Here is a 17651-nt window from a genome sequence, read left to right as displayed (position 1 = left end):
TGGGGGAGCGGTGCTGCTGGGGTCCGTGTCTGCGGTCCCGTACCTGGGCCGGCTACGCCGCGCTGGGCAGGCCGACCGCACCGGCACGGCGGAACCTGCTGGCGATGAGCCGGACCATGCCCGGGTGGATGCCGAGTGGGTCGCCGACGATATCGGCACCGGAGGCACGCAGCCGATCCTGGAAAAGCCCGTCGGCCAGCAGATAGGACGCGACAGCCACCCGTCCATCCGTGCGGTGGCGCGCAGCTTGGACGGCCTCCGCGACGGTGGGGGCCCCGGTAGCGGCGAAAGCAAGCTCTACGCGGTCTCCGGTCAGGGCCGATAGCATCGCCGCGGTCTTACGCAGATCGGACTGCGCACTGCGATCCGAGGTGCCCGCGGCCGCCAGGATGACGGAATCGCCTGGCCGCCAGCCTGATTCGAAGAGTCTGTCGGCCATGACCCGCACCGTTCCGTGGCATGGCCCCAGGGGCTGGGTGACAACGACCCGCTGGTGCCCGCTGGCGGCGACATGGGCGGGCACGTCCACCCGCACGTGGTAGCCCCCGGCCAGGAACGCCGGCACCACGACGGCGGGCTCGTGTCCGGGCAACGAATCGAGCACCTCGCACGGCGTCGGCCCGAGGACGTCGACGAACGCCACGCGCACCTCACGGTCCAACACCGAGGAGACGCGCTGCGCCAGCTCGCCGATCATGTTCACCCCGCCGGCCTTACGGGTGCCGTGCGCCACCAAGACGTATCTCATCATGCACCCACCGGGAATTCGTCCACGGCCAACCGATAGCCGCGCTTGACCACGGTCGCGACGATGTTCTTGTCGCCCAGTGCCGTTCGTAACCGCAGCACCGCCGTTTCGACGGCGTGGGTGTCGGTGCCGCTGCCGGGCAGGGCGCCCAGCAGGTCGGCGCGCGACACCACCGCGCCCGGCCGGTGCGCCAGCGCGCGGATGGTGGCCATACCCGCGGGCGGGAGCTCCTTGACCACCTCGTCGACCATCACGCAGGTGCCCCGGATCTCCAGGACATGTCCGGCCACCCGGATACGGCGGGACTGCAGCAGGGGCAGTTCATCGGTGATGTGGCGGGCCAGCGCACCCAGGCGCATCCGCTCCGGGGCCGAGGTGGGCACGCCGAGCCGGACCAGCGGCCGGGCGGTCACGGGGCCGACGCACATGGCGTGCACGGTGGTGCGCAACGCGTGCAGCAGCGAGTCCTCCACACCGAGTTCGGCCGCCCGCATCAACGTGGCCGCGACCGCGGGGGCGGAGGTGAAGCTCACGGCGTCGAATCGTTGATCGGCGATGGCCATCACCATCTGGTCGAAGGCGCCACCGCGTGGTGCGGGATGCCAGCGGTACACCCGGATGGGCACCACGTGGGCGCCGGCGGCCATCAACTCGTCGAGGAATTCCGGGAACGGATCCCACTCGTCGGTGGCGCCGTGCAACTGCACGGCTATCCGCATGCCGACGATGCCGCCCTCGAGCAGATAGTGCAGCAGTTCGCGGGAGGACTCCGATTCCGGCGACCACTCCTCGGGCAGGCCGGCCGCGCGTAACGCCCCGGTGGCCTTCGGCCCGCGGGACACTATCCGCGCCTTGGACAGTGCGGAGGTCAGTTCGCGCGCCAGTCCCCAGCCGTCGGCGGCGGCGATCCAGCCGCGCAGCCCGATCCCGGTGGTGGCGATGACGATGTCGGGCGGGGCCGCGATGAGGGCCTCGGTGTTGGTGCGCAGTTCGTCGTCGTCGGGAAGCGGGACCATGGCGATGGCGGCCGCGCTCGTGACGTCGGCACCGCGCCGCGTCAGCAGCGCGCTCAGCTCCTCGGAACGCCGGGCCGAGGTGACCGCAACCCGGAACCCGGTGAGCGGAGCCCAATCAGGTTCGGTCATGGCACCTGTGTATTCAGCTCATGTTTCGGGCGGGTTACCCGGCCGTTGCCGAGGTGTGTCGCGTCATCGCGAAGGTGCTGCGGGCTGCGCATGCCGCCCACGTTAGGAAGACTATGTTGCGCGAACACTCTCTGCGATAGCCCGGCTGTGAACTTCCGCTCACTGCCGCCAGAGTACTCCTGTGAGGTCCGTGGGCAACGGTTTCACCAAATGTCACCGTCCCGCCAATCGCAGGTCAGATCCCCGTCGGGGTCGAGTTGTGCGGTGACCGGCAACACGTAGACGGCTCCGTCGTCATCGGGGGTCGGGGTGATACCGGACGGGGTCAGCGCAGAGGTCGCGCCCCGCCACTTCACCCAGCCTCGCGCGCCGTAGAGCGAGCGACCCGCGTCTGAAGAACTGAGCGCACCGATCTCGTAGGCGCCGCGCAGCACCTGCTCGACGGCGTCCATCACTGCTCCCGCCAGCCCTTGTCCGCGCCAATCCGCGCGCACGGCGACCGCTTCGACGTACCCGCAGCGCAGCGCACGGCCCTGGTGCAGCAGCCGGCGTTGCACCACGGCCCCGTGGGCGATGATCGCGCCGTGGTGCCAGACGAGCGCGTGCATCCCGCCCAGCGCATGTTCCCAGTCGGCGTCGGTGAAGTCGCCCGCGAACGCGTCGAGCACCATCTTCCGGGCGTCGGCTCGGGTTTCACCGTCGAGATCGGCGGTGTGGATCAGGCGTGCGGTGTATGCACCCACATCTGCCGTTCTACCAGGCGCCGTCACCCGACACGCGGAGTGCGCGCCAAAATGCGACTCCGACGTTTCAGTGCGCCGGGTTGCGCGGATGCGACCAATGCAACCGAATGGTCTGCCCCGGCCGTGCCTGCCCGACCTTGTCCAGATCGGCGTCGGTGATCACGCCGATCACCGGGTAGCCACCGGTCACCGGATGGTCGGGTCCCAGGATCACCGGAAAACCGTTGGGGGGTACCTGGATTGCGCCACGGGTGGCGCCCTCGCTGGGGAGCTGCCGATCGGGCCAGCGGTACTCCAACGGCATGCCGACGAGGCGCATGCCGACGCGGTCACTGCGATTGGTGACGAGCCAGTTGGTGCGGACCAGGATGTCCGCATCGACGAACCAGTCGTCCCGCGGGCCGGGCACCACGTGCATCTCCAGGATGTCCGGCTCGATGGAGGCCACCGGCGCCTGGTCCAGTTCGGGGAACTCGGCGGTGTGTTCGCCGACCGGGAGCACATCGCCGGCGCGCAGCGGGGCCGGGCCGATCGCCGACATCACGTCGTAACTGCGTGAGCCCAGCACCGGGGCCACGTCGATGCCGCCGCGCACCGCCAGATAGCTGCGAAGCCCGGAGTGCGGCGCGCCAAGCGATATCACCTCGCCGTCATGGGCGTAGTGAATGCTGTTGGTGCCGAACGGCTTCCCGTTGACCGACGGATCGGTGTCCGCTCCGGTCACCGCGATCGCCACGTCCCCGCCGCGCACCCGGGCCGAGAATCCGCCGAAGGTGACCTCGACGGTGGCGTGCTCACCCGGGTTGGCGACCAGCCGGTTGGCCAGTGTGTGGGCGCGCCGGTCGGCCGCACCGGAACGGGTGACGCCCATGTGCGCCAGCCCGGGCCGGCCCAGATCCTCCACCAGAGCCAACGGCCCGGTGCGCAGCACCTCCAGCGTGACGCTCATGCTGCCTCCTCGAATCGCACGGTCATACCCGGCACCAGCAGGGCGGGCCGGTCGCGGTTGATATCCCACATGACGGCATCGGTGCGCCCGATCAGCTGCCAGCCACCGGGGGTCTCGCGCGGATACACACCGCTGAACTCGCCGGCCAGGGCCACCGCGCCGGCGGGGACTCGGGTGCGTGGCTCCGAGCGCCGCGGCACGTGCAGGCGAGGGTCGCCACCCACCAGATAGGCGAAACCCGGTGCGAATCCACCGAACCCGACCTGCCACAGGCTGCCGGTGTGCGCGGCGATCACCTGGGCGGGACTCAAACCGGTCAGCTCGGCCACCGTGTCGAGATCGGCACCGTCGTAGACGACCTCAATCACCACGTCGGGTCCGGCCGGTGGTGCGGTGGCCTCGTGGTCGACGCGCACCTTGCTCAGCCGTTGCCGGGTCGGGGCGACATAACGCGGCCCGGCCAGCTTGAGCAGGATGGTGCGCGACGCGGGGACGATGTCGAGCACACCGAGCAGGTCGGCGTGGCGGATGGCAGCGGCCCAGGCCAATACCTCGGCGGTGCTGCCGAACTCGAGGAGCAGTGCCTGATCCCCGTATTCACGAACGGTGCTGAGCACCGGCGAATCCGTAGTGACGGTCATCTACCAACGCTACCGCCGGGTAAGTTCATTGCGCCGCGGTCTGTGAGCTTTGCCAGAGGAGCCTTAGGGGCTGTTTAGGCGGCCAGTGCGTACGTGGGTTCGTGGCGTTTCACATACGCGATCACCCGGTAGGTGATCGGCAGCATCACGATCTCGACCGCGGTCTTGTAGATCCAGCCCAGCGCGGTGTAGACGGCGAGATCCTTGAAAGTGGTGATGCCGATGGCGCCCGCGGCGATGGTGCAGAACACCAGGGTGTCGCCGAGCTGACCGGCGAAGGTGGACCCGACCAGCCGCGCCCACAGGTGCTTCTCCTTGGTGCGCTCCTTGATGGCCACCACGACCCAGGCGTTGATGGTCTGCCCGACGATGAAGCCGGCCAGGCCGGCGACGATCAGCTGGGTGTAGGCGTGCACGACGTTCTCCAGGTGCGGCTGGTTCTCGTAGAAGTCGGCCGCCGGGAGGTACAGGGTCACCCAGAACATGAGGGCCGCGAGGATGTTCATCGCGAATCCCAGCAAGATGGCCTTGCGGGCCGCCTTGAATCCGTAGACCTCGGAGAGCACGTCGCCGATCACATAGGTCAGGGGGAAGACGATGAAGCCACCATCGGTGAGGATCGGCCCGAACGCCACGCCCTTGGTCGCGGTGACGTTCGAGATGATGACCAGGGCGGTGAACACCGCGACGAAGACCGGATAGTAGGCCGAACCCATCTGTGCGAAACGGGTCGGCTCACGGTCCTCGGTGCTGATCACCCGGATATCTTGTCAGGCCATTCCTGTGGGCCGGTTGCTAGCCCACCGCGGTCGCCAGCAGCGGCGGTAGCCTATCGGCGACCAAGGGTAGGGACAGCGGCGACGAGAACATGATGGCCGCGGCCAGCTCGGAGTCGGTGAACACGTTGTGTTTCGTGCGGGCGGCGATATCCGGTTCGGCCAGCAGGGCATCCCGGGCGGCGTCACCGTCGGTGGTCCAGATCAACACGTCGGCGCTGCCGAGCTCGGTTTTGAACTTGTCGCGTGGCACCGGGGAGTCCACCGTCGGTACCGAGAAGCCGAGTTCGGTGAGGAATTCACTGCGCCATCCGGTGCAGACCAGGAGGTGGTCGGCGCTGAGCGCGCCCTCCAGAAGGAGCGCGGTGTGCCCGGCGAACTGCCCGCTGTTCTTGCCCGCGGTGGTGAACTTGTCGTCCACCTCGGTGACCAGCCGCTGCATCTCGTCGTGCTTGAAGACCGCCTGCCCGATGGTGGTGGCCTGGTCCTTCCACGGTTCGAAGAAGGCCTCCTGGCCGGACTGCGCGACGGTCGGCGCGATCCCGGCGAGCTTGTCGTAGGTGTCCTTGTCCAGCCCGGCGTTGGTGGCGACGATCAGGTCGGGTTTCAGCGCCGCGATGGCGTCGGTGTCGATACCGTCGGCCAGGTTCAACAGCGCAGGCTGCGCCGAGCCGAGTTTCGCGGTGGCCCACGGCCAGACCCCGAACGGCTGCCCGCCGAACCAGTCCGTCACCGCGATCGGCACCACACCCACCGCCAGCAGGAAGTCCTGTTCGTTGAGGCCCGCGCTGACCACCCGTGTGGGCGCTGCGGGAATCTTGGTCGCCCCGAACGCGTGCTTGACGGTCACTGACCCGTCCTTGGCCACGGTGCCCGGTTTGGCCTCGGGGCTGCAGGCGGCCACCAGTGCCACCCCCGCGGTCATCGCCAGGAAACCGCGCCGGGACAGATGTGTCGACACGCTGCGAGACTAGCTAAGTCCTCTCTGGTACGCCGATTGTGGGTCTTGTGCACGCTGTGGCGTCGAAACGCGTGCACAGGGCCCACACGGGGCGGCGGTTACGGCGTCAACGCCAGCCCGAGTGCGCGCCGCGCGGCGGCCTCGTCGCCGTCGATCCGGGCAACGGCGGGCAGGTCGAGGCGTTTCCACAGTCCCAGGTAGAGCGTCTGGGCATCCGTGGTCAGGGTGGCGACGGGCTCGCCGTCGCCGAGCGTCCAGGTGTCTGCCGTGTCGGCGGCCACGATCCGCAGCGGTTCGGACACCGGTGCGCTGCGCTCCAGATGCACCTGTCGGGGGTAGAACATCGACACGACCTCGTCGACGCCGTCGGCGGCGAACGCCGCGTCGAAGACGGGTGTGGTGCCGAAGGCGGATTCCAGGTCGACGCGATGGATGGCGTGCTCATGGGCCTGGCGGCGGATCCACCAGCCCGCGGTCCTGGGCGGCGGCCCGAAATTCCAGCACGGTTCGTCGGCGGCAACGGCGCGCAGCGCGGTGAGGAAGTCGGAGATCCCGTCGATGAAATCGGCCACCGGCGTAGGACCCGGCTCCGGAGTGGACTGCGGCTCCCGGTCACGCAGGATCGAGCGCACCCAGGACTCGACAACCCAGAGGTGGGCGAGCAGATCGGTGACGGTCCAACCCGGGCAGGTGGGTACCTGCCGCTCCAGATCCGGGCCGCCGGCCAGTGCTGTCGCCTGAATGGCGATCACGTCCTCTTGCAGTTGCCGCAGCAGCGCATCGTTGTCCACTGGGGCAGATTACGGTGCGGGATCAGGGGGCGCCGATACCCCGCAGCAGCACGGCCAGCCCGAACTCGAAGGCCTCGTCGGCGCGGCCCGGCCGGTGGTCACCGGTGGCCAAGGCGGCAGCGAACTCGGGTGCGACGTCCGGACTTGAGCCCCATGGTGTTTCGGGTGCGGCCGCGTCCAGTGCGGAGCCGAGGACGAAATTGTCGATGAGGGTGATGATGTGCAGCGTCTCGTCGGGTCCGAAGCCCGCGCGGGTGAGCGTCAGGGCGAGCGCGTTGTACATCTCGACCGCGTGCGGGCTGCTCACCGGGTACGCCGTCATCAGCGGGATCAATCGCGGGTACCGGGCGTAACTCCGTCGATACGACCGCATGATCGCGGCGACCACCTCGGCCCATGGGCCGTCGAGTTCGGGGAGCTCGACCTCGCTCATCGCGATCTCGCGCAGCAGTTCGACGATCTGTTCGCGGCCGGTGACGTGGTTGTACAGCGAGGACGGGCTGACCTTCAGCTTGCGGGCCAGGTCCGGAATGGTGAATCCGCCGGTCGCAGTGACCAGGTCCATCGCCGCCCGTGCGATGCGGTCGGTGGACAGGATCGGAACTGAAGGTCGGCCCATGCGAATTTCTCCGAACACTTGCGAAGTCGTGGCGTCCATCACACAATAAACGAAATCAATTCGTTTTAGGGGTATCGACATGCTCACCTTGACCGCAGCCGCGCCCGCTCCGCTGTCGCGCACCACCGCCTCCGATCGGGACCCGCTGCGCGTCGCGCTCGTGCAACACCGCTGGCGTGACGACGCTGCCGAACTGGCCCGGGTGCTGCGGGACGGCATCGACCGAGCCGCGGGCGAGGGGGCCCGGGTGGTGTTCCTGCCCGAGATCACCCTGCTGCGCTACCCGGCCGACACCCAGGCCGGCCCGAATCCCGGCGACGCTGCGGAGGAGCTGACCGAAGGCCCGACCTTCGCCCTGGCCGCCGAGGCCGCCCGCGCCAACGGCATCTTCGTACACGCCTCCCTCTATGAAAAAGCCCCTGCCGCAGACGGTCTGGGCTACAACACGGCCATCCTGGTGTCTCCGTCCGGGGAGCTGGTCGGGCGTACCCGCAAGATGCACATCCCGATCTCGGCCGGCTACTACGAGGACACCTACTTCCGGGCCGGGCCGGCAGAGAATGCGTACCCCGTCTACGAGCCCGAGGGCCTCGGCGCGCGGCTGGGTATGCCGACCTGTTGGGACGAGTGGTTCCCCGAGGTGGCCCGCAGCTACTCGCTCGGTGGTGCCGAGATCGTCGTCTACCCGACGGCCATCGGATCCGAACCGGTGTTCCCGGCCTTCGACACCCAGCCGTTGTGGCAGCAGGTGATCGTCGCCAACGGCATCAACAGCGGGCTGTTCATGGTGGTGCCCAACCGCACCGGGAACGAGGGTGCGCTGTCGTTCTACGGTTCGTCGTTCATCTCGGATCCCTACGGCCGGGTGCTGGTGTCGGCTCCGCGTGACGAGGAGGCCGTGCTGGTGGCCGATCTCGACCTGGACCAGCGTCGCGACTGGCTGGAGCTGTTCCCGTTCCTGCTGACCCGCCGGCCCGAGAGCTACGGCGCACTGACCGCGCCCGTCGACCCCGAGCGTCCGTACGGTGCGGGGCATGCGGCGACAGCGGTGGTCAAATGACGTATGTCATGCCCGCGGAGGCCGCGCCGCAGGACCGGGTGTGGATGGCCTTCCCGTCGGCGGGGTACTCGCTCGGTGACACCGAAAGTGAGCACCACGAGGCCAGGTCCACCTGGGCGGCGGTCGCGCACGCCATCGCCGAGTTCGAACCAGTCATCATGCTGGTCGATCCGGCCGAGCTGACTGCGGCCAAACGCTATGTCTCCCAATCGATCGAGATCGTCGAAGCACCGCTGAACGACGCGTGGATGCGCGATATCGGGCCGACCTTCGTGCACGCCGAGGACGGCTCGGTGGCCGCGGTGAACTGGCTGTTCAACGGGTGGGGCGCTCAGGACTGGGCGCGCTGGGATCGGGACGAGAAGATCGGCGCGACCGTGGCGGAGCTGGCCGGCGTCCCGATCGTCAACTCGGAGTTGGTCAATGAGGGCGGCGGTATCCAGGTGGACGGGCACGGCACCGTGTTGGTCACCGAAACCGTGCAACTCGACCCCGGACGTAACCCCGGGCTCGGCAAGGCTCAGGTCGAGGCGGAGTTGGCGCGCACCATCGGCGCGACCGATGTCGTGTGGTTGCCGCGTGGGCTCACCCGCGACTCGCAGCGCTTCGGTACCAGGGGACATGTCGACATCGTCGCCGCCATCACTGCGCCGGGACGGTTGCTGCTGCACACACAGACCGCCGACGAACATCCGGACACCAAGGTGTGCAAAGAGATTCGACATGCGCTGGAGGATCGCTTCGACATCGTGGACATGCCCGCACCGGACACCCTCACCGATGCCGAAGGCTACGTCGACTACAGCTACATCAACCACCTGGTGGTCAACGGCGGGGTGATCGCATGCAGCTTCGGCGATCCCCGCGATGCCGACGCCGCTGCCATCCTGGCCGAACAGTATCCCGGGCGCACCGTGGTCGGTGTGGACGCCCGACCACTGTTCGAGCGCGGCGGCGGTATCCACTGCATCACCCAGCAGCAGCCCTCGCCGAATACCGAGCGCGCGTAGATGTCTGGGCGTACAGTGCCCCGGGTGGCGACACTGTTTGACAACGGAACAATCTGGACCGGGGCGCAGACCTCGGATGCACTGCTCGTCGCCGACGGCGTCATCGTGGCGCTGGGGCAGCAGGCCCGCGAAGGGCAAGCGGACGAGACCGTGGACCTGGAGGGCGGATTCCTCATGCCCTCCTTCGGGGACGGGCACGCGCACCCCCTGTACGGCGGGCTGGAGGCCGCGGGCCCCCAGGTACGTCAGTGTGGGTCGGTCGACGAAATCGTCGCGGAGGTAGCCAGATTCGCTGCCGAGAATCCGGACGAGGAATGGATCGTCGGTGCGTCCTATGACGGCAGCCTGGCGCCGGGTGGTCTGTTCGACGCACGCTGGCTCGATGCCGCCGTACTGGATCGGCCGGTCGTGCTGCGGGCGTGGGACTACCACACGTTCTGGGTGAACTCCATTGCGTTGCTGCGCGCCGGGATCACCGGGGATATGGACGATCCGGTGCTCGGGGAGATCCCGCACCGTGCGGACGGGTCCGTGCTGGGCACCCTGCGGGAATGGGGTGCCACCGACCTGGTCAGCAATGTCATGCCGGCCCGCGACGAGGCCGTGCGCATCGCGGCGCTCGGCACCGCGGCCGACTACTTTCTGGCCCGTGGTGTCACCTGGGTGCAGGACGCCTGGGTGGAGCCGGCCGACGTCGACACCTATATCGCCGCCGCCGAGCAGGGCGCGCTACGGATGCGGTTCAATCTGGCGTTCTATGCCGACCCGCGTCATTTCGATTCGCAGGTAACGCAATACGCGTCCGCGCGGGATCGGGTGCAGGCTGCGGACTCGCCGCTGCTGACCGCCAACACCGTGAAATTCTTCGCCGACGGGGTGGTGGAGAACGAGACCGGGGCGCTGCTGGCGCCGTACTGTTCGGGCCTGCACAGCCACGGAATGCAGCTGTGGGAAGGCGATTCGCTGGCCGAGGCCGCCCGCCGGGTCGACGAACTGGGATTCCAGATCCACATCCATGCGATCGGCGATGCCGCGGTGCGCCAGGCGCTCGACGCCATCGAGTACGTCGTGGCGCACAACGGTCCCCGGGACCGACGGCCTGTCATCGCGCACGCCCAGCTGATCGATGACGCGGATATCGACCGGTTCGCCGCGCTCGGTGTCATTCCCAACATGCAGCCGTTGTGGGCCCAGATGGATGCGCTGATGACGGTGCTGACCATCCCTCGACTGGGTGTCGAGCGTGCCGATAAGCAGTACCGGATGCACACGCTCGAAAACACCGGGGCGGCATTGGCCTTCGGCTCGGACTGGCCGGTGTCCTCCGGGGCGCCGCTGGACGGCATCGCGGTTGCGGTGTCGCGGCGCACCGCCGAGGGTGATCCCGAAGGCGGCTGGATTCCCGAGGAGATCGTGCCCATCGACCGGGCGCTGTCGTCCTATACCGCGGCCGTGGCGTATCAAGCATTCGCCGAGAACGCGTGGGGCCGCCTCGTGCCGGGCGCCAGCGCCGATCTGGTCTGGCTGGACGGCGATCCGACCACCACTGCCGCGCTGGACCTGCCCGGATTGCGGGTACGCGGCACCTATCTGCAGGGCCGGCGCGCGTACGCAGCCGAACAGTGAAAGGCGCCAACATGTCTGAGACGATCGCGGAAACTGAAGGCAACCTGAAACGAGTGCTCGGCCTCCCGTCGCTGGTCCTGTTCGGGCTGGTGTACATGGTGCCGCTGACGGTGTTCACCACCTACGGCATCGTCACCGAGACCACCGGTGGCCGGCTGTCGGTGGCCTACCTGGTCACGCTGGCGGCCATGGTGTTCACCGCGCGTTCGTACGCGCGCATGGCGATGGCGTATCCCGTGGCCGGATCGGCGTACACGTACACGCAGAAGTCGTTCGGCGCACCGATCGGTTTCCTCGCCGGCTGGTCGCTGTTGCTCGACTATCTGTTCCTGCCGATGCTCAACTACCTCGTCATCGGCATCTATCTCAACGCCGCCATCCCGGCCATCCCGGCGTGGGCGATCGTCCTGGTCACCATCGCGATCGTGACCGTGCTGAACATCGTCGGCATCGTGTCGGTCGACCGGGCCAACTTCCTCATCATCGGTATCCAGGCGATCTTCATCGTGGTGTTCATCGTCATGGCGTTCATCGCGATCTCGCACTCCGGAACGGTCGACGCGATGGCCCCCTTGCGCGGCGATGGGTCGGCCGGCGGCTTCGACCCGATCCTGGCCGGCGCGGCCATCCTGTGCCTGTCCTTCCTCGGCTTCGATGCGGTGTCAACACTTTCCGAAGAAGCCAAGGACCCGAAGCGGACGGTCCCGCGGGCCATCATGATCGCCACCGTGGTGTCGGGCCTGATCTTCATCTTGCTGTCGTACATCTCGCAGCTGGTGTACCCGGCCAACCAGTTCGCCGATGTCGACTCAGGCTCCCTGGAGGTCATGACGACCGCAGGTGGGCAGTTCCTGAACTCCTTCTTCACCGCCGCCTATGTTGCCGGTGCGCTGGGGTCGGCGATCACCTCGCAGGCCTCGGTGGCGCGAATTCTCTTCGCGATGGGCCGTGACGGCATCCTGCCGCGCAAGGTATTCGGCCACGTTTCGGTGCGCTTCAGCACACCCGTGTACGCGATCGGATTCGTCTCCGTCATCTCACTGGCGGCGGTGTTCGTGGACCTGGCGCTGCTGGCCTCGGTGGTCAGTTTCGGTGCGCTGGTGGCCTTCTCGGTGGTCAACCTGTCGGTGATCAAGCACTATTTCGTCGATCTGAAGCACCGGGCGGGTGCGCAACTGCTCGGCAGCCTGATACTTCCTCTGATCGGTTTCGTGCTCACGCTGTGGCTTTGGACCAGCCTGTCCGGTACCGCATTGATCGTCGGATTGATCTGGCTGGCGATCGGGTTCATCTGGTTGCTCGGCGTCACCCGCGGATTCTCCCGGCCGACGCCGACGCTGGATCTCGCCGAGTAAAGGCAGCGCGCCGAACAGCCGACCGCCGGCTACGGGACGTCAGTAGCCGGCGGTGGAGCTTTGGCCGCGCGCGATCAGACCAGGGTGACGGTCACCGGGATGTTGCCGCGGGTGGCCTTCGAGTACGGGCAGGTCTGGTGCGCGCCGTCCACGATCTTCTGGGCGATCTCGCGATCCACACCGGGCACACTGACGTTCAACCGGGCCTGCAATGAGAATGCGCCGTCGGTGTTGAGCAGGTCGACCTCCGCGTCCACGGCGGTGTCGGCGGGCAGCTTCACCTTCTGGGCGGCCGCGGCCACGCCCATTGCGCCGATGAAGCAGGCGGACCAGCCTGCGGCGAACAACTGCTCGGGGTTGGTGCCGGTGCCGTTGGCCCCGGGCGGGGTGAGCTGGATGTCGAGGTTGCCGTCGGCGCTGTAGGACTCACCCTGGCGGCCACCGGTGGTGTGGGTCTGGGCGGTGTAGAGGACGGACATGTGGGGACTCCCTCGGCTTGATGTGTTCGTTGTACAACCCAGAACGGGTGGTTCCGGCAGATCATTCCCATCCGATTAAATCGGATCCGATTATTTTTGGCTACGCTGGGGAGATGACACCGGATGTTCCGAAGCTCGCCGACTTCATGTGCTTCGCGGTCTACTCGGCCAACCTTGCCTACGGGCGGGCCTACAAGCCGATCCTGGACAAACTGGGTGTCACGTACACCCAGTACATCGCGATCGTCGCGCTCTGGGAGGAAGACCACCAGACGGTCGGGCAGCTGGGCGACAAGCTGTTCCTGGAGTCCAACACCCTCACGCCGATCCTGAAGAAACTCGAATCGGTGGGCTTGGTCACCCGTGCCCGCGATCCGCGCGACGAACGCCAGGTGCTCGTCAGCCTGACCGACGCCGGCCGCGCGCTGCGTGAGCAGGGCGCGGAGATGGATCTGGTCGCCGCGACCGGCCTGTCCCTGGACGAGCTGCGCATCTTGCAGCGCGGGGTGGCCACCCTGCGGGACAATCTGCGCGAGCACGTGCGGCAGACGGCGGACTGAGCCGGTGGACCTACGGTTGCAGCCGGATCTTCAGGTGTTCGCCCGAGCGTGACATGGCCGCCGCATAGCCGGCCGCCGCAGCGTCCAACGGCATTGTGGTGGTGAAGATTCCGCTGACATCCAGCCGCCCGTCCTGCAGCAGCGGGATCAGCTCGGGCCAGGTCTGTTGCACCGGGGCGGTGGTCAGCCGGATGGTCAGGCTGCGGATCAGGCAGGCCAGTGCCGGGAGTGGGTAGGGCTGCAGGTCGTGCACGCCCACAATCGACACCGTCCCACCGGTACGTACGGTGTCGAGCGCATCGTTGATGGAGGCGTCGGTGCCGACGGCGTCGATCACCGAGTCAGCGCCGAGACCGTCGGTGAACTCCCGCACCTGCTGTCCTGACGGCGGCGACACCGCGACGGCCCCCCGCACCGTCGCGCGGGCGCGGCGGGCCGCCACCGGGTCGACGGCGAAAACCGTGGCAGCGCCCAAAGCGAAGGCACTCTGTAACGCGCACATGCCGACCGCGCCGAGCCCGATCACCGCGACCGTCCCGCCGATCGGGATGTCGGCACGTGTGGCGGCGGCCCAGCCGGTGGCCAGGTTGTCGGTGAGAAGCAGTGCCTGGTCGGTGTCGATACCGTCGGGCACGGCCAGCAGCTGGAAGTCCGCTGCGGGCACGGCGAGCAGATCGGCCTGCGCACCACCGAGCGCTCCCGAGCCGAAGATCCGCGGCCCGCTGACACAGCGGATCGGATCGTGTGTCGCGCAGCCGGGACAGCGTCCGCAGCCGGCGACCGAGGACACCAGGACTCGGTCGCCCACAGCGAATCCGGTGACCTCCGAGCCGATTTCGACGACGGTGCCGACGGCCTCATGTCCGAGGGTGACGGGGTCGACGATGGGGTAGTGGCCTTCCAGGAAGTGCAGGTCCGATCCGCAGATGCCGGTGGCGCTCACCTCGACGATGGCGCCATCGGGGCCGGGTAACACCGGGTCCGGCCGCTCGGCGACGCTGATCTGTCCCGCATTGTCGACGACGACCGCGCGCATACTCACGCCTCCTGATAGTCGGAGAAGACGGGTTCATCTATGGCGGAGCGATATTCGGACAGCCGCCACGGGCTGACGGTGTGGATCTCGCCGTCGGCGTTCTTGAAATACGAATGCTTGACCGACGGGTGCGCCCACACCGTCTTGCGGATCGCGTCCTGGGACCGGGCATGCCACGCGGCGGTGGGTTCGGGTAGGGGCTCCATGGATCGCAGTCCCGCCGTGATGAGGTGCTCGAGGCACTTGTTGATGTAGCGCATCTGCAACTCCGAGTTCATGATGAGGCTGCCGCCGTGCGCGAGGTGCGTGCCTGGTCCGTAGGTCATGAAGAAGTTGGGAAAGCCGGGAACGGTGATTCCGCGGTAGGCGAACGGTCTGCTGCCCCATTGGGCGTGTAGGTCGGTCCCGTCGCGGCCGGTGACCGTCATCGGGAACAGGACATCGGTGGCTCGAAAGCCGGTGGCGTACAAGAGGATATCGGCGTGGTGCTCGACGCCGTCGGTGGTGACGATCCCGGTCGGCGTGATGCGCTCGATCGGAGTGCGGATCAGATCGACATTGTCGCGCTTGAGGGTGGACAGCCAGCTGCCGTTGTCCTGCAGGGTGCGCTTGCCGGTGGCCGGATAGTCGGGCAGCACCTTGGCGAGCAGTTCGGGATCGTCACCGACCTGGGTGGTGATCCAGTCGGTGAACATGATGCGAGCGAGGGCGTTGATCTCGCTGACGGCGTCACCCTGGTCTGGGTAGTCGGGGTCGACCCGGGCGGCGTCGAGACCCTTGTCGGCGCCTGGCCACAGCAGCAGGAACCGGTACCACCGGCCGTAGAACGGCAGGTGCTGCATGGCCCAGCGGGCGCCCTCGGGTACCCGGTCGTGATACATCGGGTTGGGGAACATCCACTGGGCGGTCCGCTGGAACACCGTCAGATGCGCCACCTTGTCCGCGATGGCTGGGGCGATCTGAAATCCGCTGGCACCGGCGCCGATCAGTGCGACGCGGTTACCGGTGACATCGATGTTGTGGTCCCACCTCGCGGAGTGGAATGCGGGTCCGGCGAACGTCTGTGCCCCGGGAAACTCGGGGATCCGTGGCCGGTTGAGCTGGCCGACGGCGGTGATCACGGCGTTGGCGGTGAGCGTCTGCGTGCCGTCGGCGGTGCGCACCGTGACATGCCAGCGCTCGTCTTGCCAGGTGGCGGAGAGGACCTCGGTGTTCCACCGGATATGCGGTTCCAGGCCGTGCCGGTCCACCACCTCGCGGAAGTACTGGCGCAACTCGGGTTGTTCGGCGAAGAAGTGGTCCCAGTGATTGCTCGGTTCGAAGCTGAAACAGTAGAAGTGGTTGGCGACATCGACACGCGCGCCGGGATAGCTGTTCTCCCACCAGGTTCCGCCGGGGCCGGCGTTCTTCTCCACGATGGTGAAGGGAATGCCGGCTTGGGTGAGCCGTACGCCCGCCAGTACACCGGACTCTCCGCAGCCGATGACGATGACCCTGAAGTCGTCGGTGTCCTGGAGTGCCGTCGGGCGCCTGGGGTCGGCACCCTCCAGATCCAGCTCTTCGAGCATCAGCGCCATATTGTCCTGGTCGACGGGTTCGCAGGCGGCCCAGTCGAGCATCTCTTTGACCAGTTCGGAGGGTAGCGGGTCGGGTACCGGGCAGCCGCGGTCGCGGTAGTCGGCGATGACCGGCAGCGCGGCGGCGCGGGCGCGGGCCTTGTCTGCCTCGCTCATGAAGCCCTGCACCTCGTTGAGGAACAGTCCGGCCTGCGTGAAGTCGCGAATGTAGGACGGGTCGCCCGTGATGTGCACCAACGACAGCAGCAGGGTGGGGATGCTGACGTCCTCGAGGGCCTTGGTGATGTCGACGTCCGGCGTATCGAACGGCTGTCCCACGTGGAAGTGACGCGTCACGCGGGGTTACGCTACTCGCCGTAGCGTTATGGGACAAGGGTCTCCGGCCTCCAGTCCATCGTGCTTCGGCACCCGGATGGCAGGGCGTGGGAGGGGAATCGGCTAGCGGTGGATGCCGGTGGTACGGAATCGGCTTCGATATGTGCTGGGTGAGACCCCGAGAGCGCGCCGAAAGGCGCGCCGCATGGTGTCCGCAGACCCGAAGCCGGCCCGGCGCGCGATGGCTTCCTGACCGTGATCTCCCGTCGCCAGTAGCACTTTCGCCGCCTCGAGTCGCGCCTGTTCGACGAACCGGGCCGGAGTCAAGCCGACCTGATCGTGAAACATGCGTACCAGGTGTCGTTCGCTGACCGCAGCACGTTCAGCCATCGCCGCGATCGAATGATCGGCGCCCGGATCGGCAACCACCGAGTCGAGGATCTCGCGAAGTCCACTCTCGACCGGCAGCGCAGCCTCGGTCCAGACGCTGAACTGGGCTTGACCGCCGGGGCGCTGCAAGAACACCACCATCCAACGCGCCACCCGCCGGGCCACGTCGGGACCGTAATCGCTTTCCACCATGGCCAGGCCGAGGTCGATGCCCGCGCTGATTCCTGCTCCGGTGATGTACGGCCCGTCCTGGACGAACAGCGAGTCCGGCACCACTTCGATCTCGGGATACGTACGTGCCAGCTCCTGGCAGTGCGCCCAATGCGTGGTCGCCCGGCGGCCGTCCAGTAGACCGAGCGAGGCCAGCACGAATGCGCCGGTGCACACCGAGGCGACCCGCCGGGCCCGCGGCGCCAGTTCACCCACCATCTGCAATGCCGCCGCAACGACGTCCGGCGTCTGCTCTTCGGGGATATCGTGCTCGCCGGGCGTGAATGAGAAGTCGGGCGGCACCCCGCCAGGGACGATCAGTGTGTCGATCCGGTCGGGCACCTCGGCCAGCGACATATCGACCTTCAATGAGACGAACGACGTCGTGTCGACGGCCTCGCCTGTGGGCGAGGCCAAGATCACCCGGTAGTGCGCTCCGAAATCGTTTGCCCGGGCGAATATTTCGAGTGGCGCGGCGACATCCTGCAGCGTCACCTTGTCGTACAACGCGAACACGACGATCTTGGACGCCTTGGATTCCCGCGCTTTCGCGGGTTGGCGCCCTGCGGCAGAGAGCCGCGCTGAGCTGCGCGTGTCCGACACCCGGTGATGTCCTTTCCTGGCCCCGGCCGAGGTGACAGTCAACGTAGCGGCAGACGG

Annotated in this window: 18 protein-coding genes; 5 read left to right on the top strand and 13 right to left on the bottom strand. The window is 67.6% G+C overall.

The window, feature by feature from the left end; all coding sequences use genetic code 11:
* Positions 1 to 52: 52 nt before the first annotated feature.
* From QN239_RS30875 to QN239_RS30835, 9 genes are all read right to left on the bottom strand, one after another.
* Positions 53 to 748 carry a sirohydrochlorin chelatase gene (locus QN239_RS30875; protein WP_499017029.1) on the bottom strand — a complete coding sequence of 232 codons (696 nt, stop codon included), beginning with the start codon at positions 746 to 748 and terminating at the stop codon, positions 53 to 55.
* The gene (locus tag QN239_RS30870; RefSeq protein WP_499016355.1) at positions 748 to 1893 is read right to left on the bottom strand and encodes a uroporphyrinogen-III synthase; all 1146 of its coding nucleotides are present in this window, start codon (positions 1891 to 1893) and stop codon (positions 748 to 750) included. Before QN239_RS30870 ends, QN239_RS30875 begins: the two co-directional genes overlap by 1 nt.
* Positions 1894 to 2096: 203 nt before the next feature.
* Entirely contained in the window at positions 2097 to 2663 is a 567-nt protein-coding gene (locus QN239_RS30865) for a GNAT family N-acetyltransferase (RefSeq protein ID WP_499016353.1), read from the bottom strand.
* Between the two features lie 40 nt (positions 2664 to 2703).
* The gene (locus tag QN239_RS30860; protein ID WP_090362814.1) at positions 2704 to 3585 is read right to left on the bottom strand and encodes a 5-oxoprolinase/urea amidolyase family protein; all 882 of its coding nucleotides are present in this window, start codon (positions 3583 to 3585) and stop codon (positions 2704 to 2706) included.
* Positions 3582 to 4226: a 5-oxoprolinase subunit B family protein gene (locus tag QN239_RS30855; RefSeq protein WP_499016351.1), complete on the bottom strand. Its 645-nt coding sequence runs from the start codon at positions 4224 to 4226 to the stop codon at positions 3582 to 3584. The genes QN239_RS30860 and QN239_RS30855 overlap by 4 nt, the downstream gene beginning before the upstream one ends.
* Before the next feature lie 74 nt (positions 4227 to 4300).
* Positions 4301 to 4942 carry a queuosine precursor transporter gene (locus QN239_RS30850; RefSeq protein WP_167160567.1) on the bottom strand — a complete coding sequence of 214 codons (642 nt, stop codon included), beginning with the start codon at positions 4940 to 4942 and terminating at the stop codon, positions 4301 to 4303.
* Between the two features lie 79 nt (positions 4943 to 5021).
* Entirely contained in the window at positions 5022 to 5963 is a 942-nt protein-coding gene (locus tag QN239_RS30845; protein ID WP_499016350.1) for an ABC transporter substrate-binding protein, read from the bottom strand.
* A gap of 98 nt (positions 5964 to 6061) precedes the next feature.
* The gene (locus QN239_RS30840; protein ID WP_499016348.1) at positions 6062 to 6754 is read right to left on the bottom strand and encodes a maleylpyruvate isomerase family mycothiol-dependent enzyme; all 693 of its coding nucleotides are present in this window, start codon (positions 6752 to 6754) and stop codon (positions 6062 to 6064) included.
* Positions 6755 to 6776: 22 nt separating this feature from the next.
* Positions 6777 to 7373, bottom strand: coding sequence for a TetR/AcrR family transcriptional regulator C-terminal domain-containing protein (locus tag QN239_RS30835; protein WP_499016346.1), 597 nt, complete (start codon positions 7371 to 7373; stop codon positions 6777 to 6779).
* 79 nt (positions 7374 to 7452) lie between these two features.
* On the opposite strand from QN239_RS30835, the gene QN239_RS30830 reads away from it, so the two are divergent.
* Genes QN239_RS30830 through QN239_RS30815 form a run of 4 tightly spaced genes read left to right on the top strand, consistent with a single transcriptional unit; the run spans position 7453 to position 12424 of the window.
* Positions 7453 to 8433: a nitrilase-related carbon-nitrogen hydrolase gene (locus QN239_RS30830; protein ID WP_499016345.1), complete on the top strand. Its 981-nt coding sequence runs from the start codon at positions 7453 to 7455 to the stop codon at positions 8431 to 8433.
* Positions 8430 to 9443, top strand: coding sequence for an agmatine deiminase family protein (locus QN239_RS30825; protein WP_499016343.1), 1014 nt, complete (start codon positions 8430 to 8432; stop codon positions 9441 to 9443). Before QN239_RS30830 ends, QN239_RS30825 begins: the two co-directional genes overlap by 4 nt.
* Positions 9444 to 11069, top strand: a complete 1626-nt coding sequence (locus QN239_RS30820; protein ID WP_499016342.1) for an amidohydrolase — start codon at positions 9444 to 9446, stop codon at positions 11067 to 11069. It abuts the gene before it with no gap.
* 11 nt (positions 11070 to 11080) lie between these two features.
* Positions 11081 to 12424 carry an APC family permease gene (locus tag QN239_RS30815; protein WP_499016339.1) on the top strand — a complete coding sequence of 448 codons (1344 nt, stop codon included), beginning with the start codon at positions 11081 to 11083 and terminating at the stop codon, positions 12422 to 12424.
* 74 nt (positions 12425 to 12498) lie between these two features.
* On the opposite strand, the gene QN239_RS30810 is transcribed toward QN239_RS30815, so the two are convergent.
* The gene (locus tag QN239_RS30810; protein WP_090362801.1) at positions 12499 to 12903 is read right to left on the bottom strand and encodes an organic hydroperoxide resistance protein; all 405 of its coding nucleotides are present in this window, start codon (positions 12901 to 12903) and stop codon (positions 12499 to 12501) included.
* Between the two features lie 113 nt (positions 12904 to 13016).
* Between QN239_RS30810 and QN239_RS30805 the strand changes: the two genes are divergently transcribed.
* Positions 13017 to 13463, top strand: a complete 447-nt coding sequence (locus tag QN239_RS30805) for a MarR family winged helix-turn-helix transcriptional regulator (RefSeq protein WP_499016336.1) — start codon at positions 13017 to 13019, stop codon at positions 13461 to 13463.
* Positions 13464 to 13473: 10 nt separating this feature from the next.
* Here the strand turns inward: QN239_RS30805 and QN239_RS30800 are convergent, their stop codons facing one another.
* The 3 genes from QN239_RS30800 to QN239_RS30790 form a co-directional block, all read right to left on the bottom strand.
* The gene (locus QN239_RS30800) at positions 13474 to 14499 is read right to left on the bottom strand and encodes an alcohol dehydrogenase catalytic domain-containing protein (RefSeq protein WP_499017027.1); all 1026 of its coding nucleotides are present in this window, start codon (positions 14497 to 14499) and stop codon (positions 13474 to 13476) included.
* A gap of 2 nt (positions 14500 to 14501) precedes the next feature.
* Positions 14502 to 16412, bottom strand: a complete 1911-nt coding sequence (locus tag QN239_RS30795; protein WP_499016334.1) for a flavin-containing monooxygenase — start codon at positions 16410 to 16412, stop codon at positions 14502 to 14504.
* A 102-nt stretch (positions 16413 to 16514) separates the two neighbouring features.
* Positions 16515 to 17513, bottom strand: coding sequence for a GlxA family transcriptional regulator (locus QN239_RS30790; protein WP_499017026.1), 999 nt, complete (start codon positions 17511 to 17513; stop codon positions 16515 to 16517).
* Positions 17514 to 17651 lie beyond the last annotated feature (138 nt).

This window comes from Mycolicibacterium sp. Y3 (assembly GCF_051188035.1).
Taxonomy (GTDB): domain Bacteria; phylum Actinomycetota; class Actinomycetes; order Mycobacteriales; family Mycobacteriaceae; genus Mycobacterium; species Mycobacterium fluoranthenivorans.
Note: the sequence above shows the minus strand (reverse complement) of the source record. Positions and strands in the feature narration are given on the sequence as shown.

Coding starts and splice junctions, on each gene's coding strand:
- QN239_RS30875 (WP_499017029.1), bottom strand. CDS start 748: ATGAGATACGTCTTGGTGGCGCACGGCACCCGTAAGGCCGGCGGGGTG.
- QN239_RS30870 (WP_499016355.1), bottom strand. CDS start 1,893: ATGACCGAACCTGATTGGGCTCCGCTCACCGGGTTCCGGGTTGCGGTC.
- QN239_RS30860 (WP_090362814.1), bottom strand. CDS start 3,585: ATGAGCGTCACGCTGGAGGTGCTGCGCACCGGGCCGTTGGCTCTGGTG.
- QN239_RS30855 (WP_499016351.1), bottom strand. CDS start 4,226: ATGACCGTCACTACGGATTCGCCGGTGCTCAGCACCGTTCGTGAATAC.
- QN239_RS30850 (WP_167160567.1), bottom strand. CDS start 4,942: ATGGGTTCGGCCTACTATCCGGTCTTCGTCGCGGTGTTCACCGCCCTG.
- QN239_RS30835 (WP_499016346.1), bottom strand. CDS start 7,373: ATGGGCCGACCTTCAGTTCCGATCCTGTCCACCGACCGCATCGCACGG.
- QN239_RS30830 (WP_499016345.1), top strand. CDS start 7,453: ATGCTCACCTTGACCGCAGCCGCGCCCGCTCCGCTGTCGCGCACCACC.
- QN239_RS30825 (WP_499016343.1), top strand. CDS start 8,430: ATGACGTATGTCATGCCCGCGGAGGCCGCGCCGCAGGACCGGGTGTGG.
- QN239_RS30820 (WP_499016342.1), top strand. CDS start 9,444: ATGTCTGGGCGTACAGTGCCCCGGGTGGCGACACTGTTTGACAACGGA.
- QN239_RS30815 (WP_499016339.1), top strand. CDS start 11,081: ATGTCTGAGACGATCGCGGAAACTGAAGGCAACCTGAAACGAGTGCTC.
- QN239_RS30810 (WP_090362801.1), bottom strand. CDS start 12,903: ATGTCCGTCCTCTACACCGCCCAGACCCACACCACCGGTGGCCGCCAG.
- QN239_RS30805 (WP_499016336.1), top strand. CDS start 13,017: ATGACACCGGATGTTCCGAAGCTCGCCGACTTCATGTGCTTCGCGGTC.
- QN239_RS30800 (WP_499017027.1), bottom strand. CDS start 14,499: ATGCGCGCGGTCGTCGTCGACAATGCGGGACAGATCAGCGTCGCCGAG.